Consider the following 26149-nt stretch of genomic DNA (forward strand, 5'->3'; position numbering starts at 1 on the left):
ATGACAAACAGATGGTTTAATGTAGGCAAAATTGTAAATACCCACGGCATTAAAGGCGAAGTGCGGGTCATTTCTAAAACGGACTTTGCCGAAGAACGGTACAAGCCCGGCAATACGCTCTATTTGTTTGCGGAAGGGGCTGCGGAGCCAATCAAAGTAACGGTCAGCGCCCACAGGCTCCACAAACAGTTTCACCTGCTGCAATTCAAAGAAATGCCGAGTCTCAATGAAGTCGAACACTTAAGAAACATGGTGATCAAAGTCCCTGAAGAAGACTTGGGAGAGCTTGAAGAAGATGAATTTTATTTTCATGAAATCATCGGCTGCGAGGTTGTGTCAGAAGACGGGGAACTGATCGGCACAGTGAAGGAAATCTTGACGCCCGGGGCTAATGACGTATGGGTGGTTGCAAGAAAAGGCAAAAAAGATGCGCTCATTCCGTATATTGCTTCTGTGGTAAAGGATATTAATATAAATGAGAAGAAAATTAAGATTCATGTAATGGAAGGGTTAATAGACGAATGAAAATCGACTTTTTAACACTGTTTCCCGAAATGTTTCAAGGGGTGCTCGGCTCATCCATTCTGCAAAAAGCACAGGAAAAAGAGGCTGTCCGTTTTGGCGTCATCAATTTCCGGGCTTTTTCGGATAATAAACACCAAACGGTTGATGATTACCCGTACGGCGGGGGAGCCGGGATGGTGTTAAAGCCGCAGCCCGTATTTGATGCGGTTGAAAAGCTGACAGCCGGTACGGACGCCAAGCCGCGCATTATTCTCGTCTGCCCGCAAGGTGAGCGTTATACGCAGAAGAAAGCCGAGGAGCTGGCGGAAGAGGAACATCTCATGTTTATTTGCGGACATTATGAAGGGTATGATGAACGGATCCGGGAACATCTTGTCACTGATGAAATCTCCATCGGGGATTTTGTGCTGACCGGGGGAGAGCTCCCTGCCATGATGATTGCCGACAGCGTTGTCAGGCTTTTGCCTGGCGTCCTCGGAAAAGAAGCATCCCACGTGGAGGATTCCTTCAGCACGGGGCTTTTAGAGCATCCGCACTATACGAGGCCAGCAGATTATAAAGGCTTAAAAGTGCCTGAGACCCTTCTGTCCGGCAACCATGCCAAAATACAAGAATGGCGCAATAAAGAATCAATTAGAAGAACCTTTTTAAGACGTCCGGATCTTCTTGAAAACTATCCTCTCACTGATGAGCAAAGAAAATGGATTTCCGAGTGGGAAAACGAATAGATTCTATTGCGCAGGTGATGAAGATATGATAAGATACTACTTGTGGCTTAAGGAGGCTTATCCTTCAGAAGCTTGAAAACGATGTTCCGCTGTGCCTTGCAGTTGTGGCCAAGAGCATCTGTTGGAAGGAGTTGAAAACGATGCAAAAACTAATTCAAGATATCACAAAAGAACAGCTTCGCACTGATCTTCCTGCGTTCCGTCCTGGTGACACTTTACGTGTACACGTAAAAGTTGTTGAGGGTAACCGTGAGCGTATCCAGATCTTCGAAGGTGTTGTGATCAAGCGTCGTGGTGGTGGAATCAGCGAAACGTTCACAGTTCGTAAGATTTCTTACGGTGTTGGCGTTGAACGTACATTCCCTGTACACACACCAAAAATCGCGAAAATCGAAGTTGTACGTTACGGTAAAGTACGTCGCGCTAAGCTTTACTACCTGCGTGAACTTCGCGGAAAAGCGGCTCGTATTAAAGAAATCAGACGATAATGATAACGAACGAAAAGAGCTTGTTACCCGTAACAGGCTCTTTTTTTATATGAAATTTGTAAAAGCGGAACAAGCAACGTAAAATACATAAGAGATCATCGGAACATCCGGTTCCGGTAAATAAGGCAGGTGTCGAAGTCACATGACCATTCAATGGTTCCCGGGCCATATGGCTAAAGCGAGACGGGAAGTAACAGAAAAACTGAAATTAATTGATATCGTATACGAATTGGTGGATGCGAGAATCCCGATGTCATCGAGAAATCCGATGATTGAGGAGATTTTAAAAAATAAGCCGCGCATTATGCTTTTAAATAAAGCCGATAAGGCGGATGCGGCTGTGACTGCCCAGTGGAAGGACCACTTTCAGGAACAGGGCATTCCCTCTCTTTCAATAAACTCCGTTAACGGGCAGGGACTGCATCAAATCGTGCCGTCCTCGAAAGAGCTGTTGAAGGATAAGTTCGATAAAATGAAAGCAAAAGGCATTAGGCCGAGAGCAATCCGCGCATTAATCATCGGCATTCCGAATGTCGGCAAGTCTACGCTCATTAACCGGCTGGCCAAAAAAAACATTGCCAAGACGGGAGACAGGCCCGGCATTACCACTTCACAGCAGTGGGTAAAGGTAGGCAAGGAATTAGAGCTGCTCGATACACCGGGAATTTTATGGCCTAAATTTGAAGATGAGCTTGTCGGCTTGCGCCTGGCGATCACCGGGGCGATTAAAGATACGATTATCAACCTGCAGGATGTGGCTGTTTTCGGGCTGCGCTTTCTGGAAGAGCATTATCCCGACCGTTTGAAGGAGCGCTACGGACTTCAGGAAATCCCTGAGGATATCGCCGCTCTTTTCGACGCGATCGGTGAAAAACGCGGCTGTTTGATGGGCGGCGGAATGGTTGACTATGATAAAACAACGGAAGTCATCATTCGGGACATCCGTACGGAAAAATTCGGCAGGCTTTCATTTGAAGCACCATCAGAATAAAGACGCGCAGCGATGCGGGTCTTTATTTTTTCCGCAGAATACCGATATACATAATGTAAGGGAGAAGAGAACGTGAATACATTAACCGTAAAAAGCGTAAAAGAACGCCTGCAAGAGATCAGGGACGAAAGCGACCCCTTCCTTGCCCAATGTGAGAAAGACCCGAGAAAAAGCGTACAGACGCTTTTAGAGCAATGGCTGAAAAAGCACGCGAAGGAAAAAGCTCTTAAAGAGCAATGGCTGAACATGACGGCATACGAAAGACTGTCATCCAAAAAGGGCTTCCGCCTGATTGCGGGTGTTGACGAAGCCGGAAGAGGGCCGCTTGCCGGACCGGTTGTCGCCGGCGCCGTCATTTTGCCGGCAGAATGCGAGATTCTCGGTCTCACGGACTCGAAGAAATTGTCGGAAAAGAAGCTCGAGGAGTATTACAGCCGGATCACGGAAGAAGCGGCGGCTGTAGGAGTCGGCATTGTCCATGCGGACGTCATTGACCGGATCAACATTTATGAGGCTGCGAGACTGGCGATGGTAAAAGCCGTCAATGCTTTAACGGAAACACCTGATTATCTGCTTGTTGATGCCATGACCCTTCCGCTTGACATTCCGCAGTCATCAGTTATAAAAGGGGATGCCAAAAGCGTGTCAATTGCCGCCGGAGCCTGCATAGCAAAAGTAACGCGGGACCGTCTCATGGCTGAGTACGCCAAAACCTACCCCATGTACGGCTTTGAAAAAAATAAAGGCTACGGAACGAAAGAACATCTTGAAGCTCTTCAGGCATACGGACCGACAACTATTCACCGAAAAACGTTCGCTCCCGTTCAATCTTATTGTTAGAAAAGAGGCTTAAGACATGAACATTAGCGGCGAAATCCAAGCGGCTTTCAGACAGCTGACGGCGGAAATCCCTCCGGACCGGCAGGACGGCGGTAAAGACAGCGGCGCTCAAAGGCTGCTGTTAGGGAAGGTTCTCCGTTTGCTGGACGATCAAAGCGCTCTTATCCAGATCGGCGGCCGGACGATGCAGGGAAAGCTTGAAACCGCCCTCCGACCGCAGGCGTATTACTGGTTTTCTTATGACAGACAGCCGGCGGAAAAAACGGGCCGGCTTCATGTCATCGACCAATTCGAAGGAAGCCCGAAAACCGTTCAGGAAGCGGCGGGTAGACTGTTAAACGCACTTTCCGTCAAACCGGGCCCTGTGTCTCTGCAGATTGCCGAAACGTTTATGCAGCAGAAGCTGCCGATGACGGAAAACAGCCTCAAAGCCTGCATCCGCTGGGCTGAATCGCTTCCGGCCTCCGAATTGAAAAAAGCGGCGGAAACAATCGTATTTGCGCTGAAACGGGAACTGCCCGCACATCCGGAAGTCTTGTCAGCCATTCATGCCGTTAAATATCCGGTTCCGACCCGTCGCCTCCTCTCAGGACTGCTTCAGGCAATCAATCAGGCTCCGCAATCGGCAAAAGAGCTGTCTGTGCTCAAAGAGGCGGTTTCTGACGTGTTAAACGCGGAAACGGATCTTCATGCAGAACGTCTCTTGAAGAAGCTTGCCGGGGCTGCACGCATGCCGATCTCAGAAACCGGGCTGATGGATGAAGGAGAACGGACGGAATCAAAACAATCACCATTTGTCCGAGAGACTCGTGAAAACGGAAAGGCAGTCTCAAGCCAACCTTCTCCTCCGAGTGCACGGACAGATCCGGAACTTCCTGAAAAAACGGCAAAACAGATTATAGAAAAATTAATGACATCGGCAGAAAAAACTGAAAACCGCCCAGTAAAAGTAACGGCGGAGATCATTAAGGCTTTCATTTCTCAAGAAAAAACATTTAAAACAGCACCTGTTCTTCAAAACGCACATCTGACAGAACAGGAGGCGGCTGTTTTCGGAAAAGCCGTTCAGCTCACCGAATTGAAATATGCGGAAAAAGATGATGTATTAAGCCTTTTGCAGAAAATCAAAAAAGGATTGGGCACGCGTGATGAATTATCATTCATTACAGCGCTTGAAAAAGGCGTATCTCCGCAGCCGGAGAAACAAGCGCTGAAAACGGCCCTCCAAGCCGTCCGGACGCTTCAAGAAGCGCCCCAATCCGTTAAACAAGAGGCGGAACCGCTTATTCATAAATTAAACGGCCAGCTGTTTATTGAGCAGCATAACCCTTCTTTTACGCAGATGGTGCTGTCATTTCCGCTGGGAGCGTCCGCGTATGAGAATGATATCACAGTTCTCTTTAAAGGACGGAAGAAGCCGGACGGAAAACTTGATCCGTCACATTGCAGGCTCCTGTTTTTGCTGCATCTTGAAACACTGCAAGAAACCGTTGTGGACTGCATGATTCAGCAAAATGTAATGACCATTACGGTTGAGACTGATTTTGAGCTTCAGGCGGCCATCGACCCTCTCGTACCGGCTTTAAAAGAAGCCGTAAAAGAAACGGGCTTCAGCCTGTCAGGCGTCACGTCTAAAAAACGGCGCCCGAAAGACCAGAGCGCTCTTGTGGAAGAGTTTATAGAAAAAGACGGCGGAAGAAAAGTGGATGTGAAAATATGAAAGAGCAAACGCCGTTAAGAAGAGCTGTCGCCCTGCATTACGACCGGCAGAAAGACCAAGCCCCGAAGGTTGTCGCAACAGGCAGGGGGCATGTGGCGGAAAATATTATAAAAGAAGCTGAGAAGGCTGGGGTCCCCATTCAGGAAGACAGAACCCTTGTCGAATTAATGCGCCATTTGACGGTTGACGATCAGATACCGGAGGCGCTCTATGAAACCGTTGCCGAAATTTTTTCATTTGTTTACAGACTGGACGAAACCCTGAAAAACGAAAAATAAGGACCATTCATTTCCCGGACTCCGTTTAAATTTATATTTTCAATAAAATAAAAGTTAGAATGTTTGGAAGGATATAAAGATTTTGTTTTGAACCCTAGACAATTCTTCCAGTATTATATAGAATGAAAGCGCAGTCTATTTTTAGTTTTGCTACATAAGTTAGGAGGATGGGAAATGAATATCCATGAGTACCAGGGAAAAGAAGTCCTCAGAAAATACGGGGTGTCTGTTCCTGAAGGTAAAGTGGCTTTTACAGCAGAGGAAGCAGTTGAAAAAGCAGAGAGCCTGTCAAGCTCGGTTTATGTCGTAAAGGCGCAAATCCATGCTGGCGGCCGCGGCAAAGCTGGTGGGGTAAAGATTGCAAAAACAAAAGATGAAGTGAAAGAGTATGCCGAAGAACTGTTAGGCAAGACGCTCGTCACACATCAAACGGGTCCGGACGGACAAGTAATAAAACGCTTACTTATTGAAGAAGGCTGCGATATTAAAAAGGAATACTATGTCGGGCTTGTACTTGACCGCGCTACTTCAAGAATCGTTTTAATGGCGTCTGAAGAAGGCGGAACGGAGATTGAAGAAGTAGCGGAAAAAACACCTGAAAAAATTAAAAAAGCGGTAATTGATCCGGCTGTCGGCCTTCAGGGCTATCAGGCAAGGGAAATTGCATTCGCAATTAACATCCCGAAAGAGCTTGTCGGCAAAGCCGCTAAATTTATGCTCGGTTTATATAAAGCATTTGTTGAGAAGGACTGCTCCATCGCCGAGATCAACCCTCTCGTCGTTACGGGGGACGGAAACGTCATGGCGCTGGATGCTAAGCTGAACTTCGACAGCAATGCGTTATACAGACAAAAAGACATTATGGAATACAGAGATTTAGATGAAGAAGATCCGAAAGAAATCGAAGCGTCAAAATACGATTTAAGCTACATTTCCCTTGATGGAAATATCGGCTGTATGGTAAACGGCGCGGGTCTTGCAATGTCTACAATGGATATCATTAAACACTACGGCGGAGAACCTGCAAACTTCCTTGATGTCGGGGGCGGCGCAACCGCAGAAAAAGTGACGGAAGCTTTTAAAATCATTCTTTCCGATCAAAACGTAAAAGGAATTTTCGTTAATATTTTCGGAGGCATCATGAAGTGTGATGTTATCGCCGAGGGCGTTGTTGAAGCGACGAGACAAGTCGGATTGACATTGCCGCTGGTCGTGCGCCTTGAAGGGACAAACGTAGATTTAGGAAAGAAAATCCTGAATGAATCAGGCTTAAACATCACATCTGCGGAATCAATGGCAGACGGCGCACAGAAAATCGTATCCTTAGTTTAGGAAAGAATGAAAGGCAGGGGACCAGATAATGAGTGTTTTTATCAATAAAGATACAAGAGTTATTGTACAGGGGATTACAGGTTCTACCGCTTTATTTCATACAAAGCAGATGCTGGAATACGGCACGAATATCGTTGGCGGTGTAACACCTGGAAAAGGCGGAACGGAAGCAGAAGGCGTACCGGTATTCAATACGGTCGCAGAAGCGGTTCATACAACGGGCGCTGATGCGTCAGTCATTTACGTGCCGGCTCCGTTTGCGGCGGACGCAATTATGGAAGCGGTTGACGCGGAAATTGATTTTGTCATTTGTATCACTGAGCACATTCCGGTTTTGGACATGGTGAAAGTGAAGCGCTTTATGGAAGGCAAGAAAACGAGATTAATAGGGCCGAACTGTCCGGGTGTTATTACACCTGAAGAATGCAAGATCGGCATTATGCCGGGATACATTCATAAAAAGGGTCATGTAGGCGTTGTATCCCGTTCAGGAACATTGACATACGAGGCCGTCCATCAGCTTTCAGAAGCCGGCGTAGGCCAGTCTACCGCTGTAGGGATCGGCGGCGATCCGGTCAACGGCACGAACTTTATTGACGTGTTAAAAGCGTTCAATGAAGATCCTGAAACACATGCCGTCATCATGATCGGAGAAATCGGCGGCACAGCTGAAGAAGAAGCGGCTGAGTGGGTGAAAGCGAACATGACGAAGCCTGTTGTCGGCTTTATCGGCGGTAAAACCGCGCCTCCGGGAAAACGCATGGGCCATGCGGGCGCCATCATCTCCGGAGGAAAAGGCACGGCAGAAGAAAAAGTCAAAACGATGAACGCCTGCGGAATTGAAGTAGCGGAAACCCCTTCTGTAATGGGTGAAACGCTGATTAAGGTGTTAAAAGAAAAAGGCTTATTTGAAACGTGCAAAACGCACTGATCGAAGCAGGGGCAGCCGTAACGGCTGTTCCTGTTTTTGCTGAAAAAAGAGGAGGTTGCCAGATTTGGATCAAGCATCGCGCTGTTTAATGGTCTGCAGTATTAATCAAATCATTTCCCCGTCTCTTCTATTAAAATGGTGGAAAGCTGATCACTCTCTGTCTTTTTTACCGGATCCGCATCCATTAACTGTTTTATCAGAAGGGAAAACAGTGCCCGAAGCAATTTTTCGGGAAATAGAGCGCAAGGATCCGGAACTTGATGAAGTTCTGTCCGATTACCGCCGCAAAGGCATTACTGTCATTCCGATTTCATCAACCCGCTATCCAACATGGCTTAAAGCGATTTATGATCCGCCGGCTGTCTTGTATGCAAAAGGAAACACGCCGCTTCTTGAAAAAGGCAGAAAAATCGGGATTGTAGGAACGCGGAAACCGACGGAAGACGGAATAAAAGCGGCTGGGCATCTTTCCGCCGAACTCTCAAAAAAAGGCTGGGTCATTGTAAGCGGGCTTGCATCCGGTATAGACGGATTGTCTCATAAGGCGAGCATCAGGGCAAAAGGGCTTACGATCGGCGTGATAGCCGGCGGATTCCATCACATCTATCCCCGGGAAAATCTCCTGTTAGCAGAATACATGGCTGAACACCATCTCCTACTCTCAGAACATCCTCCTGAAACAAAGCCGAAAAAATGGCATTTTCCGATGAGAAACCGCATAATCAGCGGACTAAGTGAAGGAATTGTGGTCGTGCAGGGAAAAGAAAAAAGCGGTTCATTAATCACAGCTTACCAGGCCCTCGATCAAGGCAGAGAGGTATTTGCCGTTCCGGGTTCCATATTTAATCCATATTCCGGAGGACCTATAAAACTCATTCAAGAAGGGGCGAAAGCTGTATTATGCGCAGAGGATATTGACGGAGAGCTGACCGCCCGATGCGTTCAGTATACGGAACCCTTTTGAAATATCGTTTGACAAACGGTATTGTAATATTTAATAATAGTGAGGATTTAAAGTTGCATATTATTTTCATGTATAAAATGACGTTCATCATAAAGAATGAAATGTTGAAAGCCATAAAAAGGCAGCTCTAAAATGAATTGATACTTGAAAAGAGAGAGAACACCTCTTGAGGGGGATGAAAATGTCTGATTATCTAGTCATCGTGGAATCGCCGGCAAAGGCGAAAACGATTGAACGTTATTTAGGGAAGAAATATAAAGTCAAAGCTTCAATGGGACATGTCCGGGATCTTCCGAAAAGTCAAATGGGAGTTGACATCGAACAGAACTTTGAACCGAAATATATTACGATCCGCGGAAAAGGCCCTGTTTTAAAAGAATTAAAAACAGCGGCAAAGAAAGCAAAAAAAGTCTATCTCGCAGCCGACCCCGACAGAGAAGGGGAAGCGATTGCATGGCATCTCGCACACAGCCTTGATCTGGATCTCAGCTCGGACTGCCGGGTCGTCTTTAATGAAATAACGAAAGACGCCATTAAAGAATCATTTAAACATCCGCGCATGATTAATATGGATCTTGTCGATGCGCAGCAGGCGCGCCGCATACTAGACAGACTCGTCGGATACAAAATCAGCCCGATTCTTTGGAAAAAAGTAAAAAAAGGCCTCAGTGCGGGCCGTGTGCAATCCGTTGCGCTCCGGCTGATCATCGACCGGGAAAAGGAAATCAATGACTTTAAACCTGAAGAGTACTGGACGATTACCGGCTCATTTTTAAAGGGAAAAGAGACGTTTGAAGCCGGATTTTTCGGGAAAAACGGCAAAAAGCTTCCTTTAAAAAGCGAAGAAGACGTAAAAGCCGTCCTTGCTCAGCTGAAAGGCAATAAGTATACAGTTGACAAGGTGACAAAAAAAGAGCGCAAACGAAATCCCGCTCTGCCGTTTACAACGTCCACTCTGCAGCAGGAGGCTGCCAGGAAGCTGAATTTCAGAGCGAAGAAAACGATGATGATCGCTCAGCAATTATATGAAGGAATTGATCTCGGCAAAGAAGGGACAGTCGGACTCATCACGTATATGAGAACGGACTCAACGCGGATTTCCAATACAGCCGTTGAAGAGGCGTCAGCTTTTATTGATCAGGCATACGGAAAAGAGTACTTAGCGGGAAAACGGAAACCGGCAAAGAAAAATGAAAACGCTCAAGATGCCCACGAAGCGATCCGCCCGACTTCGGTGCTCAGAAAACCTGCCGACTTAAAAGCGGTGCTTGGAAGAGACCAGCTCAGACTATACAAGCTGATTTGGGAGCGTTTTGTTGCAAGCCAGATGGCGCCTGCCGTACTTGATACGATGAGCGTCGATCTCAGCAATAACGGATTGACATTCCGGGCAAACGGAAGTAAAGTCAAATTCGCCGGCTTCATGAAAGTCTATGTAGAGGGTAAAGACGATCAGCTGGAAGAAAAAGACCGCATGCTTCCGGACCTTAAAGAGGGAGACACGGTTTTATCAAAAGATATTGAGCCTGAGCAGCACTTTACTCAGCCGCCTCCGCGTTACACAGAGGCGCGCCTGGTTAAAACGCTTGAAGAACTGGGGATCGGCCGTCCTTCGACATATGCGCCGACTCTTGACACCATCCAGCGCCGCGGTTACGTGGGATTAGACAATAAACGGTTTGTGCCGACTGAGCTTGGGCAGATCGTGCTGGATCTTATCATGGAGTTTTTCCCGGAAATCATCAACGTTGAATTCACGGCTAAAATGGAAAGGGACCTTGACCATGTTGAAGATGGCGAGACAGAATGGGTTCAAATCATTGACAGCTTCTATACCGATTTCGAAAAACGCGTGAAAAAAGCGGAAGCTGAAATGAAAGAAGTGGAAATTGAACCTGAATACGCAGATGAAGATTGTGAATTATGCGGCTCCCGGATGGTTTATAAAATGGGCCGATACGGTAAATTTATGGCGTGTTCCAACTTCCCTGACTGCCGGAATACAAAACCGATTGTTAAACAAATCGGCGTAAAATGTCCTAAGTGCCATGAAGGAAATATTGTCGAACGAAAATCAAAAAAGAAACGCGTCTTTTACGGCTGTGACCGTTATCCTGAATGCGACTTCGTATCTTGGGACAAACCGATTGAACGAAAATGCCCGAAATGTGAAAATATGCTCGTAGAGAAAAAGCTTAAAAAAGGCATACAAGTCCAATGCGTCGAATGCGATTATAAGGAAGAACCACAGAAGTAGCGGTGAGCAGAGCCTTGCTCACCTTCTTTGTGTGGAAGGGACAAACAACAGGAGATGAAAAGAAATGAACCAGCAAACAGTTAATGTAATCGGAGCAGGCCTTGCCGGAAGTGAAGCGGCATGGCAGCTTGCAAAACGAGGAATTCAAGTAAAACTATACGAAATGCGGCCCGTCAGGCAGACGGCAGCCCATCATACTGATAAATTCGCTGAACTGGTATGCAGCAACTCCCTCCGTTCAAATACACTCGCCAATGCGGTAGGCGTATTAAAAGAAGAAATGCGGGCGCTTGACTCAGCAATCATTCAATCTGCTGATAAATGCTCGGTTCCCGCAGGGGGAGCGCTTGCAGTTGACCGCCATGAATTTGCGCAAAGCGTGACGGATCTCGTGAAAAACCATCCGAACGTAACGATTCTTACTGAGGAAGTAACAGAAATTCCGGAAGGCCCGACGGTGATCGCGACCGGACCGCTTACGTCAGAATCGCTTTCACAGCAGCTGAAAGAGCTCACGGGAGAAGAGTATCTGTATTTTTATGACGCGGCGGCGCCGATTGTCGAAAAAGACAGCCTTGATATGGAGAAAGTGTACTTAAAATCCCGTTACGACAAGGGAGAAGCGGCATACTTAAACTGCCCGATGACAGAGGAAGAGTTCGACCGTTTCTATGAAGCATTGACGACGGCTGAGACTGTTCCTTTAAAAGAATTCGAAAAAGAAATCTTCTTTGAAGGCTGCATGCCGATTGAAGTCATGGCGAAAAGAGGCAAGAAAACGATGCTGTTCGGACCGATGAAACCGGTCGGACTGGAAGATCCGAAAACAGGCAAGCGCCCTTATGCAGTCGTTCAGCTCAGACAGGATGACGCGGCGGGAACGCTTTATAATATTGTAGGTTTTCAGACACATTTAAAATGGGGAGACCAAAAAGAAGTGCTTAAACTGATCCCCGGCCTTGAAAATGTTGATATCGTCAGATACGGCGTCATGCACAGAAACACATTTATCAACTCGCCGAGCCTTTTGAACCCGACATATCAATTTAAACAGCGGAACGATCTGTTTTTCGCGGGCCAAATGACCGGTGTAGAGGGTTATGTTGAATCTGCCGCTTCAGGTCTTGTAGCGGGAATCAATGCCGCCAAACTTGTGCTCGGTCAGGATCTTGTGACATTCCCGCAGGAGACGGCGATCGGAAGCATGGCTCACTACATTACGACGACAAATCAGAAGAACTTCCAGCCGATGAATGCAAACTTCGGCCTCTTAAAAGAATTGCCTGTAAAAATTAAAAACAAAAAAGAACGAAATGAAGAATACGCTAAACGCGCAATTGAGACTATTCAAACTATTTCGAAAACGATATAGCTTTTCATTGCAACTTCGATGCATTATATGATACCATTTAAAAGCCCTTCGGAGAGGGAGGTCTTCATAATGACTGAGAATGTTAACTTTTTTTTAAAGTTATTCGTTGAATATTTACAAATTGAAAAAAATTATTCACAATATACTATTGTGAATTATGTTAATTCGATTGAAGAATTTGGGATGTTTCTGCATGCTCAAAATATAAATGGAATGAAAGAAGCTGCATATCATGATGTGAGAATATTTTTGACAGAGGCTTATGAAAAAGGCCTGTCAAGAAAAACAATCAGCAAGAAAATTTCAGCTTTGAGAAGCTTCTATAAATTTTTAATGAGGGAAAAGCTTGTTGAAGAGAATCCGTTTCAGCTTGTTCATCTGCCGAAACAAGAGAAACGGATTCCGAAGTTTCTTTATGAAAAAGAACTTGAGGAACTATTCGCTGTCTCAGACAGAAGTCAGCCGTCAGGGATGCGCGATCAGGCCCTGCTTGAGCTTCTTTATGCGACCGGAATGAGGGTCAGTGAGTGCTGTACGCTCACTGTCGGCGATCTTGACCTGTTCATGGATACGGTGCTCGTTCACGGGAAAGGCAAGAAGCAGCGCTATATCCCGTTCGGCTCATATGCCCGTGATGCGCTGGAGCTGTATATCAACAGCGGAAGGCAGTGCCTGCTTGAAAAAGCAAAAGAGCCTCATGATGTGCTGTTTGTCAATCAAAGAGGCGGCCCGCTGACCGCCAGAGGAATCCGGTATATTTTAAGCGGGCTTGTAAAAAAAGCATCCGGCACTTTACATATACACCCGCATATGCTTCGGCACACGTTTGCGACTCATCTGCTGAATGAAGGGGCTGATTTAAGAAGCGTCCAGGAGCTTTTGGGCCATTCCAATCTGTCTTCTACGCAGATATACACGCATGTATCGAAGGAAATGCTGAGAAACACATATATGTCCCACCACCCGAGAGCTTTTAAAGAAAATTAAAAGGAGGCCCTTCTCATGTCATCTTTTCATGCGACAACGATTTTTGCCGTCCAGCATAACGGGAAAAGCGCTATGTCAGGAGACGGCCAGGTCACATTCGGTCAGGCTGTAGTCATGAAACATACTGCGAGAAAAGTGAGAAAGCTGTTTAACGGAAAGGTTCTGGCCGGATTTGCGGGATCTGTTGCAGACGCTTTCACACTTTTTGAAATGTTTGAGGCGAAGCTTGAAGAATACAACGGCAATTTAAAACGGGCGTCGGTTGAGCTTGCGAAAGAATGGCGCAGCGATAAAGTGCTGCGCAAGCTGGAAGCCATGCTGATTGTCATGAACCAGGATACCTTGCTTCTCGTATCGGGAACAGGTGAAGTGATTGAGCCGGATGACGGCATTTTGGCAATCGGCTCCGGCGGAAACTACGCCCTGTCAGCAGGAAGAGCGCTGAAAACCTATGCCGGAGAGAATCTGTCCGCCAAAGATATTGCAAAAGCCGCTTTGAAAATCGCAGGCGAGATTTGTGTGTACACAAACGATCAGATCATTTTGGAAGAACTTGAATAGAAAGGACTTGAGGCGCATGGAAAACAAACCGTTAACACCGAGACAAATCGTAGATCGGTTGGATCAATACATTGTAGGACAGCAGGATGCGAAAAAAGCTGTCGCCGTGGCATTAAGAAACCGCTATCGCAGAAGTCTTCTTGATGAAAAACTGAGAGACGAGATCGTTCCCAAAAACATCCTGATGATGGGCCCGACCGGGGTGGGGAAAACAGAGATCGCCAGACGGATCGCCAAGCTTACCGGTGCGCCATTTATAAAAATTGAAGCGACAAAATTTACAGAAGTCGGCTATGTAGGCAGAGATGTCGAATCAATGGTCAGAGACCTTGTTGAGACATCCGTGCGGCTCATTAAAGAAGAAAAAATCAGCGAAGTGAAAGAACAGGCTGAAGAAAATGCAAACAAACGTATAGTGCGGCTTCTCGTTCCGGGAAAGAAAAAACAAGCGGGTGTGAAAAATCCGTTTGAAATGCTTTTCGGAGGAAGCCAGACGGCAAATGATGATGATACCGACCAGCAGGAAGAAGCAAGCCTTGAAGAAAAAAGAAAACGCATGGCGCATCAGCTCGCATTGGGAGAGCTCGAAGACCATTACGTCTCCGTAGAGGTGGAAGAGCAGCAGCCGTCGATGTTTGACATGCTGCAAGGCTCCGGGATGGAGCAGATGGGCATGAATATGCAGGATGCGCTGAGCAATCTGATGCCGAAAAAGAAAAAACGCCGCAAAATGACGGTCAGAGAAGCAAGGAAGGTTCTGACCAATGAAGAGGCAGGCAAATTAATCGATATGGATGAAGTCGGCCAAGAGGCCGTGTTAAGAGCTGAAGAGGGCGGCATTATCTTTATTGACGAAATAGATAAAATCGCAAAAAACGGAGGGGCTTCTTCCTCAGCAGATGTATCGAGAGAAGGCGTTCAAAGAGATATCCTTCCGATTGTCGAAGGATCTACCGTCGTCACGAAATACGGCTCCGTCAAGACAGATCACGTGCTGTTTATCGCAGCCGGGGCATTCCATATGGCCAAACCGTCTGATCTGATTCCGGAGCTGCAGGGCCGCTTTCCGATTCGTGTAGAATTGAGCAAGCTGACGGTGGATGATTTTGTGAAGATTCTCGTCGAACCCGATAACGCGCTGTTAAAACAATATCAGGCTTTATTGCAGACAGAAGGTATATCTCTTGAATTTTCTGACGAAGCTATTCGTAAGATCGCCGAAGTGGCTTATCATGTGAATCAGGACACGGACAACATCGGAGCGAGAAGGCTTCACACGATATTGGAACGTCTCTTGGAAGACCTGTCGTTTGAAGCGCCGGACGTGACGATGGAAAAAGTCGCCATCACGCCGCAATACGTTGAAGAAAAGCTCGGAACGATTGCAAACAACAAAGATCTAAGTCAATTTATATTGTGAAAATTTAATAAGAGGAATTCTAGGAGGATTATTTATCATGGCTTTACTACAAAAAACACGAATTATTAACAGCATGCTGCAGGCTGCGGCAGGCAAACCCGTAAACTTTAAAGAAATGGCTGAAACGCTTCGTGACGTCATTGATTCTAATATTTTCGTCGTCAGCCGCAGAGGAAAGCTTTTGGGCTACTCTATTAATCAGCAGATTGAAAATGACCGCATGAAAAAAATGCTTGAAGACCGCCAGTTCCCGGAAGAGTACACGAGAAATCTGTTCAATGTTCCGGAGACGTCTTCAAACCTTGATATCAACAGCGAATACACGGCGTTTCCTGTGGAAAACAGAGACCTGTTCCAAGCGGGCTTAACAACGATCGTGCCGATCATCGGCGGAGGAGAGAGACTGGGCACGCTGATTCTGTCCCGTCTGCAGGATCAATTTGAAGATGATGATCTCATTCTTGCTGAATACGGAGCAACCGTTGTAGGAATGGAGATTTTAAGAGAAAAAGCGGAAGAAATCGAAGAAGAGGCGCGAAGCAAAGCGGTTGTTCAAATGGCGATCAGTTCTCTGTCTTACAGTGAACTTGAAGCGATTGAGCATATCTTTGAAGAGCTTGACGGAAACGAAGGCTTGCTTGTGGCAAGTAAGATTGCGGACCGTGTCGGCATTACGCGTTCAGTAATCGTTAACGCGCTGAGAAAGCTGGAAAGCGCAGGCGTCATTGAATCCAGATCACTGGGAATGAAGGGGACGTACATTAAAGTTCTGAACAACAAATTCCTTATTGAATTGGAAAACCTTAAATCTCATTAAGACAAAAGCAGGATCCCTGAAAATGGGGGTCCTGCTTTTTTTATGGACAATAGGTGAAAAGTTGCAGTTTAAAGTTGCTTATTGGAAGCTGATCTGAGATAATCCATCTTGCTGTGTGAAAAAAGGAGGAAGATACAGAAATTCTGCTATTTTCAGTCTTATATTAAACAAATGCTTGTAGTCCAAATACTCTAGGACTTAATGCCTACATGCAAAATAGATATAATTGAGCACTTTTTTTTAGCCTAACTTCATAGACTTTAAGCCTGTTATTTCTTACAATAAGCATATGGTTTTACAATTCTCGACAAGGATTTTTAGGAGAAAAATATCTGAAATGGAGGTAAGTGGATTTGGACTTATTTTCTGGAACTATACAAAATCTTGAGAATGCCTTGGGGAGAGCGGACATTAAGCAAAAAGTCTTAACTAATAACATCGCCAATATAGATACACCGAACTATAAGGCAAAAAAAGTCTCTTTCCGAAATTTGTTAGATCAAGAAACATCCAATCTTGAGGCGGTAAAAACCGACTATCGGCACGTTGACTTTACGGGTTCAGGGGACGATTATTCTATCGTGTCCAGCAGTGATACATCGTACCAGCAAAACGGAAACAATGTCGATATCGACAAAGAAATGACAGATTTAGCCGAAAACCAAATTAATTATCAGGCTTTGGTTGAAAGAATGAGCGGCAAATTCAATTCTCTGAAAACCGTCTTGACAGGAGGAAAATAATGAGTGGCTTTCAAAGCTTAAATATTTCGGGCTCCGCTTTAACTGCACAGCGTGTCCGGATGGACGTCGTATCGTCCAACCTGGCCAATATGGATACAACGAGAGCGAAGCAGGTAAATGGTGAATGGGTGCCTTACAGAAGAAAGCTGGTATCTCTCCAATCGGGAGGCGAATCATTTTCGTCCCTTTTACATTCCAAGATGAACGGAACAGGAAGCGCTGGAAATGGCGTAAAGGTATCTGGCGTTACGGAAGACCCGTCCGCTTTTAATCTCGTTTATGATCCGGAGAATCCTGATGCGAATAAAGACGGATATGTGCAAAAACCAAATGTAGACCCATTAAAAGAAATGGTGGATCTTGTCAGCAGCACGAGATCATATGAAGCAAACGTAACTGCATTAAACGCCTCCAAAGGCATGCTTTTGAAGGCTTTAGAAATCGGAAAGTAAGGTGATGTAAGTGGTTAACGCTATTACTCCTTTTCAGCTTCAACAAACCCAAAACACTCAAAACGTAACGAATCAATTAAACCAAACTCAAAAAACTGATTCTTCAAACCAAACAAGCTTTTCGGAGCTTTTAAAAAACTCTATTGATTCGTTAAATGAGTCACAAGTAAAATCTGACCAAATAACGAACGAACTGGCTGCAGGAAAGGATGTAAACCTTGACGAGGTCATGATCGCTGCCCAAAAAGCAAATATCTCTCTGACGGCCGCTACCGAATTCCGCAATAAAGCCGTGGAAGCCTATCAGGAAATCATGAGAATGCAGATGTAGTGGTCAGATTGAAGAGAATGACTGGAATGACCGGGGGTTAACATGAATCGTACTCTAATGCAAATGAAAACCAAAACGGCAGCGTTTTGGAACAACAGATCAAAAACACAGAAGATACTCATGGTAAGCGGCTTGGCCGCATTCATTATTTTACTCATCGTCGTTATTATTTTTACTTCGTCTGAAAAGATGGTGCCTCTTTATAAAGATTTGTCCGCGGAAGAAGCGGGGAAGATTAAAGAAGAGCTCGATACGAAAAAGGTGTCTTCTGAACTTGCTGACGGCGGCACCGTCATAAAGGTTCCTGAGAGCCAAGTGGATTCGCTTAAAGTCCAGCTTGCCGCGGAAGGCCTGCCGAAAACGGGATCAATTGATTATTCGTTTTTCGGACAAAATGCGGGCTTCGGCCTGACAGATAATGAGTTTGACGTTTTAAAGGTTGAGGCGACTCAGACCGAATTGTCAAACCTGATAAATGAAATGGACGGTATTAAAAACTCGAAGGTCATGATCAATATGCCGAAAGAAGCCGTGTTCGTCGGTGAAGATCAGCCGGCAGCGTCCGCATCCATCGTTTTGCAGATGAAACCGGGCTACTCGCTTGATCAAAACCAGATCAACGGGCTGTACCATCTCGTTTCTAAAAGTGTTCCGAACTTAAAAGAAGATAATATCGTCATAATGGATCAAAATTCTACATATTATGACAAAAGTGACAGCGGTGCAGGGTCCGTTTCTGACAGTTATGCATCTCAGCAAGGTATTAAGTCGCAGGTCGAAAAGGACATTCAAAAACATGTTCAGTCACTGCTCGGCACAATGATGGGGCAGGATAAGGTCGTTGTTTCCGTAACGGCGGATATTGACTTTACGAAGGAAAAACGCACTGAAGACACTGTTGAACCTGTCGATAAAGATAACATGGAAGGCATAGCGGTAAGCGCCGAAAAAGTTGCGGAAACGTATAAAGGCGACGGCGCAGCCAACGGCGGCACGGCCGGAACGGGAAGCAATGACACCGCGAACTATGCCGAGACAAACGGCGGTTCAAACAGCGGGGACTACGAAAAAAGCAGCAATAAAATCAACTATGAAGTCAACCGCATTCATAAAGAAATCGCGGAAAGCCCGTATAAAGTGCGTGATTTAGGCATTCAGGTCATGGTGGAGCCGCCTAATCCGAAAAATGCCGCTTCCTTATCAGCACAGAGACAGGCTGATATACAGAAGATTTTAGGAACGGTCGTCAGAACGTCTCTTGATAAAAACGAAACGCAAAATCAAAACCTGACAGACAATGATATCAACAATAAAATCGTTGTATCCGTTCAGCCGTTTGACGGAAAAACAAGCCTGAACACAGATTCGGCACAATCTTCAGGTCTTCCGATCTGGGTATACATTACAGGCGGCGTACTGCTTGCGGCCATTATTCTGCTTATTATTCTCCTCATCAGAAAGAAACGCTCACAAGAGGATGAATACGAAGAATATGAATATGAAACACCGCCGGAGCCGGTTCGATTGCCTGATATCAACGAAGAGAAAATTGAAACGGAAGAAACAGTCAGACGAAAACAGCTTGAAAAAATGGCTAAAGAAAAACCGGAAGACTTTGCTAAATTGCTTCGAAGCTGGCTGGACGAGGATTAGGGGGAATGGAAAATGGCGAAACGTGATCAGAACAAGCTTACAGGAAAACAAAAAGCAGCCATCCTCATGATTTCCTTAGGCCTTGATGTATCAGCTTCTGTGTACAAGCATTTGTCTGAAGAAGAAATTGAAAGATTGACTCTCGAGATTTCGGGAGTCAGAAGCGTCGATCATCAAAGAAAAGATGAAATCATTGAAGAATTTCATAATATCGCAATCGCTCAGGACTATATTTCACAAGGCGGTTTAAATTACGCCCGCCAAGTGCTTGAAAAAGCGCTCGGAGAAGATAAAGCGGTAAGCATTTTAAACAGGCTCACCTCTTCTTTGCAGGTAAAGCCGTTTGATTTTGCAAGAAAAGCGGAGCCCGAACAGATTTTAAATTTCATTCAGCAGGAACATCCGCAAACGATGGCACTGATTTTATCCTACCTTGACCCGGTGCAGGCCGGACAGATTTTGTCTGAGCTGAACCCGGACGTTCAGGCTGAGGTGGCAAGAAGGATTGCGGTTATGGACAGAACGTCTCCCGAAATCATAAATGAAGTGGAGCGGGTCCTTGAACAAAAGCTGTCCTCCTCCTTTACGCAGGATTATACGCAGACCGGCGGCATAGAAGCCGTTGTTGAAGTGTTAAACGGCGTAGACAGAGGAACGGAAAAAACGATCCTTGATTCATTAGAAATCCAAGATCCTGAATTGGCGGATGAAATCAAAAAACGGATGTTTGTCTTTGAAGATATTGTCACCCTTGATAACCGTGCGATTCAGCGCGTGATCAGAGACGTTGAAAACGACGACCTCCTGCTTTCATTGAAGGTTGCGAGCGAGGAAGTCAAAGAGATCGTCTTCAGCAATATGTCACAGCGTATGGTTGAAACGTTTAAAGAGGAAATGGAAATTATGGGGCCTGTGCGTTTGCGTGATGTGGAAGAGGCGCAATCAAGAATCGTGGGCGTCGTCCGCAAGCTGGAAGAAGCCGGAGAAATTGTAATCGCGCGAGGCGGAGGAGACGATATTATTGTCTAATATCATTAAACAGCAATCATCATTTTCTCCTGAACAAAAACGGCGCAAGCTTTCCTTGCAGGAAGTCAGGAAAACACATTCCCAGCCAGACCGGGAGGAACTTGAAAATCCGGAGGCGCTCATGGCCTTTGCCAAGGCCGAAGCCGACAGGGTGTCTGAAGAAGCGAAAAGTCAATTGGATCACACTCTTCGGCAGATTGAAGAAGAGAAAAACCGCTGGGCGGAAGAAAAACAAAGATTGATGGAAGAAGCGAAGGCAGAAGGATATAAAGAAGGCATGGCATTGGGAAAAGCCGAGGCTCAAGCTGAATATGCCAATCTCATCAGCCGGGCCAATGCCGTTATGGGAATGGCGAGACAGTCAGTCGAGGAAAAACTGGAAAGCGCTGAGGAAGAAATTATTGAGCTTTCCGTTGCGCTCGCTAAAAAAGTATGGCGGCAAAAAAGTGACGATAAAGAGGCTTTCCTTCTGCTGGTCAAACAGGTAGTAGCCGAAGTAAAAGATTATGATGACATCTCCATCTATGTGGACCCTGAATATTATGAGACGGTTCATCAGCATATGGACGAAATTCAGCAGCTGTTATACAAAGAATGCAGATTAAGCTTATATGCCGATGAAAAAGCCGCGAAGGGAACGTGCTCGATAGAAACTCCGTTCGGACGTGTTGATGCAGGCATAGACACTCAGCTGATGCAATTAAAGCAAAAGCTTTTAACGGCGCTTGAGGCGGGAGCGGAGCAATGAAGACACAGTATTTAATAGACTCAATTGAAACAGCGGATCCGTACAAACGCTACGGCAAGGTTAAACGGGTCATCGGGCTGATGATTGAATCAAAAGGGCCCGAAAGCTCAATCGGAGATGTTTGTCTCATTTATCCGAAAGGCCATGCAAAAAAAGCGATTAAAGCTGAGGTTGTAGGCTTCCAGGATGAAAACATTCTGTTAATGCCTTATCTGGAAGCAGCCAGTATCGCGCCGGGCAGCATTGTGGAGGCCACTGGCGAGTCGCTCCGCATCAAAGTAGGGGCGGGGTTAATCGGACAAGTTGTCGACGCGTTCGGCGAACCTCTTGACGGCCGGGCGCTTCCGAAAGGTTTGTCCCCCGTTTCGACAGAACAGCAGCCGCCAAACCCGATGAAACGCCCGCCGATACGGGAAAAGATGGGTGTCGGCGTCAGATCGATTGACAGTCTGCTGACGGTAGGAAAAGGGCAGAGAATCGGGATTTTTGCCGGAAGCGGAGTCGGGAAAAGCACCTTGATGGGAATGATTGCGAAGCAGACTGAAGCTGATTTAAACATTATCGCACTTGTCGGTGAACGGGGGCGCGAGGTGCGTGAGTTCATTGAGAAGGATTTAGGCGAAGAAGGCCTGAAACGCTCGATAGTCGTAGTCGCGACCTCTGATCAGCCTGCGTTAATGCGATTGAAAGCGGCGTATACGGCCACCGCCATTGCGGAGTATTTCCGCGATAAAGGCCGGAATGTGATGTTCATGATGGACTCCGTCACGAGGGTCGCGATGGCTCAGCGGGAAATCGGCCTGGCAGCGGGAGAACCGCCGACAACAAAAGGATATACACCTTCTGTGTTCGCTATTTTGCCCCGTTTGCTGGAAAGAACGGGCGCGAATGAACAAGGAACGATAACCGCTTTTTATACGGTTCTCGTTGACGGAGATGACATGAACGAACCGATTGCCGATACGGTGCGCGGAATATTAGACGGGCATATTGTTCTCGACCGGGCGCTTGCCAACAAGGGGCAGTTCCCGGCCGTGAACATCCTGAAAAGCATCAGCAGGGTCATGTCTAATATTTCAGATACAGCGCACATAGAGGCGGCCAACAAATTCCGCGATCTTCTGTCAACTTATCAAAACTCTGAAGATCTCATTAATATCGGAGCTTACAAAAGAGGGTCATCAAGAGAAATTGATGAAGCGATTCAGTTTTATCCGCAGCTTATTCAATTTTTAAAACAAGGAACGGAAGAACCTGCTCAACTGGAAGACAGCATTGCGGCATTGACGAGTCTGACAGGAAATGAGGAATAAACATCATGGCTTACCAATTCAGATTTCAAAAGCTGCTGGAATTAAAAGAAAATGAAAAAGACCAAACATTGACTGAATACAGACAATCGGTTTCTGAATTTGAGACAGTGGCTGAAAAACTATATGAAAATATGAGCAAAAAAGAATTGCTCGAAAAAGACAAAGAATCAAAGCTGAAATGCGGGATGAGCGTTCAGGAAATGAGACATTATCAGCAATTCGTTTCCAATCTTGAGAACACCATCTATCATTATCAAAAGCTTGTCATTATGAAACGAAATGAAATGAATGAGAAGCAGGAACAGCTCACCGAAAAAAACATTGAAGTAAAGAAATTTGAAAAAATGCGGGAAAAACAATTTAATATGTTCGCACTTGAAGATAAAGCTGCAGAGATGAGGGAAATGGACGACATTTCAATCAAGCAGTTTATGATTCAGGGGCATTAGGAGCGAATGAAATGGCCGATAAAGAAAAGAGATCTGGAAAGTTCGGTTCAATCCTGCTTTTTATCATGATCCCGCTGATTTTTCTGATCATCGTCGCAAGCATCATCCTTTGGGCTGCCGGCGTTGATGTGATGAAGCCGATTCAGGAAACAGCCGCTAAAACGCCTGTTTTAAAAGAATTGGTTCCCGAAACGAAAGAAATGAAAAGCGCGGCGGAAAAGCAGAAGGAAGACAGAACGGCTTCTCTTGAAAAGACCATAAAGGAACAAAAAAGTGAAATTAACATTTTGAATAAAGATTTAGACACAAGCAAGTCCGAAATCGATAATCTGAATCAGAAAATCCGTTCGCTGAAACAGGAAGCTGAACAGCAGCAGAAAACGAAGACGGATGAAACAAAAAAAGACGCTTCGGATTCAGCCGGAAAAGATAAAATGATCAACATCTATAAAAGTATGGACAGCGGTAAAGCGGCAAGCATTATCGTAAAGCTGAAAGAAAAAGAAGCCCTCGATATTTTAAATGGATTAAGTAAAAAGCAGCTTGCTGAAATCTTGACGAAAATGACTCCTGAACAAGCGGCTAAATATACAGAAAAACTATCCGCTGACGGAAATAAGGAGTGATGTAAGTTGAAGCTGCTTGAATTAACGGGTAATCGTACGCAGACTGCGCAAAACAGCAATGTGAAGACGAATGTAAACAGCTTAGGTCTATTTCAGAACTGGCTCCTGTCGGAAATCACTTCTCCCCGGCAGCCCGGAGATGAAACAAAAACAAGTGACGCAGAGCTGAATGATGCCCTATCGAAAATCGGTGATTGGCTGAAAGCCGGCCCGGAAGATAAAGAATTGCAGCTTAAACAGCTGCTTGAGGCGGTAAAAGCTCTTGAAGGAAAGCAGACGGCTGAAACAGCTCTTCCTTTATTGAAACAGCTTGCCGAATCCGTTGAAGACATGTTAGCGGGAAAACAGCAGGGGGCGAAGCCTGAAACGAATGAGCCGGATTCTTCCGCAAAAGACGGGGATTCCGTCAAGGATGCGCTTGAGAAGGGCCTGCTTTTCATTCAAGAAGCCGTATCCCAGCTCTTCACATCTCAGCAGGAACTGCCGGACAGCACGCAGGCAAAGGCGGTTTACCGGGAAGGCGCCCGTTTATTAGAGGCATTGAAAAAACAAGGCGTTCCGGACCGCGTGATTCAAGACCTGCGGCAGACATTTTTTCCGAAAAACGAATCTGCATCTAAACTTTACGCCATGACAGCCGCTGAGCTGAAGAGCTTTCAAAGCGTCGCGGAGCAGCTTGCGGGCCTTTCTCAAAAGGGAACAAAGGAATGGGATATGGCTGAAACTGAGCTGAAAGCTTTTGTGTTATCTCAATCATCTGAATCATCCCAAGAGTCAGCCGGGAAAACGGAACAGCAAAACGGAGGCACGGTTTCTCACGCAAAGGCGCCTGACAGCAAATTGTCTGCACATATACTGTTTTCGGGAACGAGAAGCCTTGCCGGCATTCAGCAAGCGTCCGCAGGAGCTGAACAGCAGCCGGCAGAAAATAAACCGTTAACGGATCAGGTTATCAGCGGCTGGAAACAGATGAAATACACGCCTTTCGGGAAAGCAACCGGAAGCTTTACGATTCGTCTTAATCCCGAGAACCTCGGATTTGTCACAATTAAGGTGACAAACGAAAACGGGATGTTTCAAAGCAAAATAATCGCATCCAGCCAGTCCGCGAAAGAGCTGCTGGAACAGCATCTTCCTCAGCTGAAACAGTCGCTTCCGAATATGTCGGTCCAGGTCGACCGTTTTACAGTCCCGCTTCAAAGCGGGGATCAGCAGCCTGTTTACGGGCAGACGGCAGATCACAATAAACAGCAGCATCAGGGACAGAGAGAGCAGAAGAACCAGCAGCAGTCAGGCGATTTCGGAGATATGCTGGAGGAGCTTTCTCTCAATGAAATGGAGGAAGAATAGTTGACATCAGTAAACTCGGATTATGCCGCGGCGGGCGCTTCAACCACTTCAAACGCGAAGAGCACCTCCGCAGTAAACAGCAGTACGAATTTAGGGAAAGACGAATTTCTGAAGATCTTAATGACACAGGTTCAAAACCAGGACCCGCTCAATCCGGTTGATGACAAAGAATTCATCAGCCAGATGGCGACATTTTCTTCATTGGAGCAAATGATGAATATGAATACGACGATGACTAAATTTGTAGAAAATCAAGATCCGTTTACGATGTATGTGAACTGGATCGGCAAAAATGTCACATTCAGCGACAGCGACGGGAAGGATCAGACAAGCCCAGTCAATTCAGTCAAGCATTCAAACGGCAATTACGTGCTCGTGCTTGAAAATGGCAAAGAGGTCAGTCCGTGGAATGTCACGGCCGTCAGCGAAACATCTAAATAAAAAGAAACCCAGGGGGAATTTAACATGTTACGTTCATTATATTCCGGTATCAGCGGCATGAAAAACTTTCAGACAAAACTAGATGTAATCGGCAATAACATCGCCAACGTCAACACAGTGGGATTTAAGAAAAGCCGCGTTACATTTAAAGATATGATCAGCCAGACAGTCGCCGGCGGTTCAAACGTGACCAATTCAAAACAAATCGGCTTGGGTGCCGCGACTTCTTCCATTGATGTCGTTCATTCAACCGGCGCCCCGCAGGCTACACAGAATAAAACCGACCTAGCCATTGACGGAGACGGATACTTTCAGATTAATACAGGTTCGGGAATCGTTTACACACGTGCGGGGAATTTCGGAAAGGACAATCAAGGCAACCTTGTTACGACTGACGGGTACTACCTTGAAAAAATCGGCGGCGGCAAAATCAATATTCCGACTGATGCGAAAGATTACAGCATCGGTGCAGACGGAACCGTTACATACACTGATGCAGGGGATGCGGTTCATGATGCCGGAAAAATTGGTCTGGTCACGTTCCCTAACAGCGCCGGTCTGGAAAAAATCGGAGGCAACCTTTATAGAGAATCATTAAGTTCAGGAGCTGCGAGCGCAGTCACCACTCCGGGCGAAAACGGAACGGGTAAGCTTTTGGCAGGCTATCTTGAAATGTCAAACGTAGATCTGACAGATGAATTTACCGAAATGATCGTTGCTCAGCGCGGTTTCCAATCAAACTCAAAAATCATTACGACTTCAGATGAAATCCTTCAGGAGCTGGTTAATCTGAAACGGTAAGG

Annotated in this window: 28 protein-coding genes; all 28 read left to right on the forward strand. The window is 46.0% G+C overall.

The genetic code is table 11. The annotated features are described in order from the left end of the window. Window positions 1-525 (forward strand): ribosome maturation factor RimM, encoded by a 525-nt coding sequence (gene rimM, locus ACWJJX_RS03640; RefSeq protein ID WP_003154290.1) that lies wholly within the window; start codon window positions 1-3, stop codon window positions 523-525. After that, window positions 522-1253, forward strand: coding sequence for a tRNA (guanosine(37)-N1)-methyltransferase TrmD (gene trmD / locus ACWJJX_RS03645; RefSeq protein ID WP_454022744.1), 732 nt, complete (start codon window positions 522-524; stop codon window positions 1251-1253). Before rimM ends, trmD begins: the two co-directional genes overlap by 4 nt. Window positions 1254-1393: 140 nt before the next feature. Continuing rightward, on the forward strand, window positions 1394-1741 hold the full coding sequence (gene rplS / locus ACWJJX_RS03650) for a 50S ribosomal protein L19 (protein ID WP_003154288.1): 348 nt from the start codon (window positions 1394-1396) through the stop codon (window positions 1739-1741). A 142-nt stretch (window positions 1742-1883) separates the two neighbouring features. Next, window positions 1884-2732 carry a ribosome biogenesis GTPase YlqF gene (gene ylqF / locus ACWJJX_RS03655; RefSeq protein WP_070081818.1) on the forward strand — a complete coding sequence of 283 codons (849 nt, stop codon included), beginning with the start codon at window positions 1884-1886 and terminating at the stop codon, window positions 2730-2732. Between the two features lie 72 nt (window positions 2733-2804). Next, entirely contained in the window at window positions 2805-3572 is a 768-nt protein-coding gene (locus ACWJJX_RS03660; protein ID WP_094246942.1) for a ribonuclease HII, read from the forward strand. A gap of 16 nt (window positions 3573-3588) precedes the next feature. Beyond that, window positions 3589-5292, forward strand: a complete 1704-nt coding sequence (locus ACWJJX_RS03665; protein WP_454022745.1) for a glycosyl transferase — start codon at window positions 3589-3591, stop codon at window positions 5290-5292. Further along, window positions 5289-5570: a FlhB-like flagellar biosynthesis protein gene (locus ACWJJX_RS03670; RefSeq protein WP_007409769.1), complete on the forward strand. Its 282-nt coding sequence runs from the start codon at window positions 5289-5291 to the stop codon at window positions 5568-5570. The genes ACWJJX_RS03665 and ACWJJX_RS03670 overlap by 4 nt, the downstream gene beginning before the upstream one ends. 174 nt (window positions 5571-5744) lie before the next feature. After that, entirely contained in the window at window positions 5745-6902 is a 1158-nt protein-coding gene (gene sucC, locus ACWJJX_RS03675; RefSeq protein WP_003154283.1) for an ADP-forming succinate--CoA ligase subunit beta, read from the forward strand. Between the two features lie 28 nt (window positions 6903-6930). After that, window positions 6931-7833 (forward strand): succinate--CoA ligase subunit alpha, encoded by a 903-nt coding sequence (gene sucD / locus ACWJJX_RS03680; RefSeq protein ID WP_316275771.1) that lies wholly within the window; start codon window positions 6931-6933, stop codon window positions 7831-7833. 64 nt (window positions 7834-7897) lie between these two features. Next, window positions 7898-8797 carry a DNA-processing protein DprA gene (gene dprA, locus ACWJJX_RS03685; protein WP_077722193.1) on the forward strand — a complete coding sequence of 300 codons (900 nt, stop codon included), beginning with the start codon at window positions 7898-7900 and terminating at the stop codon, window positions 8795-8797. 181 nt (window positions 8798-8978) lie between these two features. After that, complete coding sequence (topA, locus tag ACWJJX_RS03690) at window positions 8979-11054, forward strand: type I DNA topoisomerase (protein ID WP_003154274.1); 2076 nt, start codon at window positions 8979-8981, stop codon at window positions 11052-11054. Between the two features lie 64 nt (window positions 11055-11118). Continuing rightward, complete coding sequence (gene trmFO, locus ACWJJX_RS03695) at window positions 11119-12426, forward strand: FADH(2)-oxidizing methylenetetrahydrofolate--tRNA-(uracil(54)-C(5))-methyltransferase TrmFO (protein ID WP_316275772.1); 1308 nt, start codon at window positions 11119-11121, stop codon at window positions 12424-12426. 69 nt (window positions 12427-12495) lie between these two features. Further along, a complete protein-coding gene (xerC, locus tag ACWJJX_RS03700) occupies window positions 12496-13413 on the forward strand; it encodes a tyrosine recombinase XerC (RefSeq protein WP_007409774.1) in 918 nt (305 codons plus the stop codon). A gap of 15 nt (window positions 13414-13428) precedes the next feature. Then, window positions 13429-13974: an ATP-dependent protease subunit HslV gene (gene hslV / locus ACWJJX_RS03705; protein ID WP_003154267.1), complete on the forward strand. Its 546-nt coding sequence runs from the start codon at window positions 13429-13431 to the stop codon at window positions 13972-13974. A 16-nt stretch (window positions 13975-13990) separates the two neighbouring features. Beyond that, entirely contained in the window at window positions 13991-15394 is a 1404-nt protein-coding gene (gene hslU, locus ACWJJX_RS03710; RefSeq protein WP_394815693.1) for an HslU--HslV peptidase ATPase subunit, read from the forward strand. Window positions 15395-15431: 37 nt separating this feature from the next. After that, window positions 15432-16211: a GTP-sensing pleiotropic transcriptional regulator CodY gene (gene codY / locus ACWJJX_RS03715; protein ID WP_003154263.1), complete on the forward strand. Its 780-nt coding sequence runs from the start codon at window positions 15432-15434 to the stop codon at window positions 16209-16211. Window positions 16212-16564: 353 nt separating this feature from the next. Beyond that, a complete protein-coding gene (gene flgB, locus ACWJJX_RS03720; protein WP_003154260.1) occupies window positions 16565-16954 on the forward strand; it encodes a flagellar basal body rod protein FlgB in 390 nt (129 codons plus the stop codon). Further along, complete coding sequence (flgC, locus tag ACWJJX_RS03725; RefSeq protein WP_003154259.1) at window positions 16954-17406, forward strand: flagellar basal body rod protein FlgC; 453 nt, start codon at window positions 16954-16956, stop codon at window positions 17404-17406. The genes flgB and flgC overlap by 1 nt, the downstream gene beginning before the upstream one ends. A 10-nt stretch (window positions 17407-17416) precedes the next feature. After that, a complete protein-coding gene (gene fliE / locus ACWJJX_RS03730) occupies window positions 17417-17737 on the forward strand; it encodes a flagellar hook-basal body complex protein FliE (RefSeq protein ID WP_007409777.1) in 321 nt (106 codons plus the stop codon). 42 nt (window positions 17738-17779) lie between these two features. After that, entirely contained in the window at window positions 17780-19390 is a 1611-nt protein-coding gene (gene fliF / locus ACWJJX_RS03735; protein WP_062623353.1) for a flagellar basal-body MS-ring/collar protein FliF, read from the forward strand. A gap of 12 nt (window positions 19391-19402) precedes the next feature. Beyond that, window positions 19403-20419, forward strand: a complete 1017-nt coding sequence (gene fliG / locus ACWJJX_RS03740; protein ID WP_003154256.1) for a flagellar motor switch protein FliG — start codon at window positions 19403-19405, stop codon at window positions 20417-20419. Continuing rightward, window positions 20412-21167, forward strand: coding sequence for a flagellar assembly protein FliH (gene fliH, locus ACWJJX_RS03745; protein ID WP_165409043.1), 756 nt, complete (start codon window positions 20412-20414; stop codon window positions 21165-21167). The genes fliG and fliH overlap by 8 nt, the downstream gene beginning before the upstream one ends. Beyond that, on the forward strand, window positions 21164-22480 hold the full coding sequence (fliI, locus tag ACWJJX_RS03750) for a flagellar protein export ATPase FliI (RefSeq protein ID WP_031379121.1): 1317 nt from the start codon (window positions 21164-21166) through the stop codon (window positions 22478-22480). Before fliH ends, fliI begins: the two co-directional genes overlap by 4 nt. Window positions 22481-22485: 5 nt before the next feature. Beyond that, window positions 22486-22929: a flagellar export protein FliJ gene (fliJ, locus tag ACWJJX_RS03755; RefSeq protein WP_003154253.1), complete on the forward strand. Its 444-nt coding sequence runs from the start codon at window positions 22486-22488 to the stop codon at window positions 22927-22929. Window positions 22930-22940: 11 nt separating this feature from the next. Further along, the gene (locus ACWJJX_RS03760; RefSeq protein WP_015388236.1) at window positions 22941-23555 is read left to right on the forward strand and encodes a MotE family protein; all 615 of its coding nucleotides are present in this window, start codon (window positions 22941-22943) and stop codon (window positions 23553-23555) included. Window positions 23556-23561: 6 nt separating this feature from the next. Beyond that, window positions 23562-24905 carry a flagellar hook-length control protein FliK gene (locus ACWJJX_RS03765; protein WP_454022746.1) on the forward strand — a complete coding sequence of 448 codons (1344 nt, stop codon included), beginning with the start codon at window positions 23562-23564 and terminating at the stop codon, window positions 24903-24905. After that, entirely contained in the window at window positions 24906-25346 is a 441-nt protein-coding gene (flgD, locus tag ACWJJX_RS03770; protein WP_003154247.1) for a flagellar hook assembly protein FlgD, read from the forward strand. Window positions 25347-25370: 24 nt separating this feature from the next. Beyond that, on the forward strand, window positions 25371-26147 hold the full coding sequence (flgG, locus tag ACWJJX_RS03775) for a flagellar basal body rod protein FlgG (RefSeq protein WP_454022747.1): 777 nt from the start codon (window positions 25371-25373) through the stop codon (window positions 26145-26147). Window positions 26148-26149 lie beyond the last annotated feature (2 nt).

The sequence above is a fragment of the Bacillus sp. YH3-2-B2 genome (assembly GCF_053663335.1).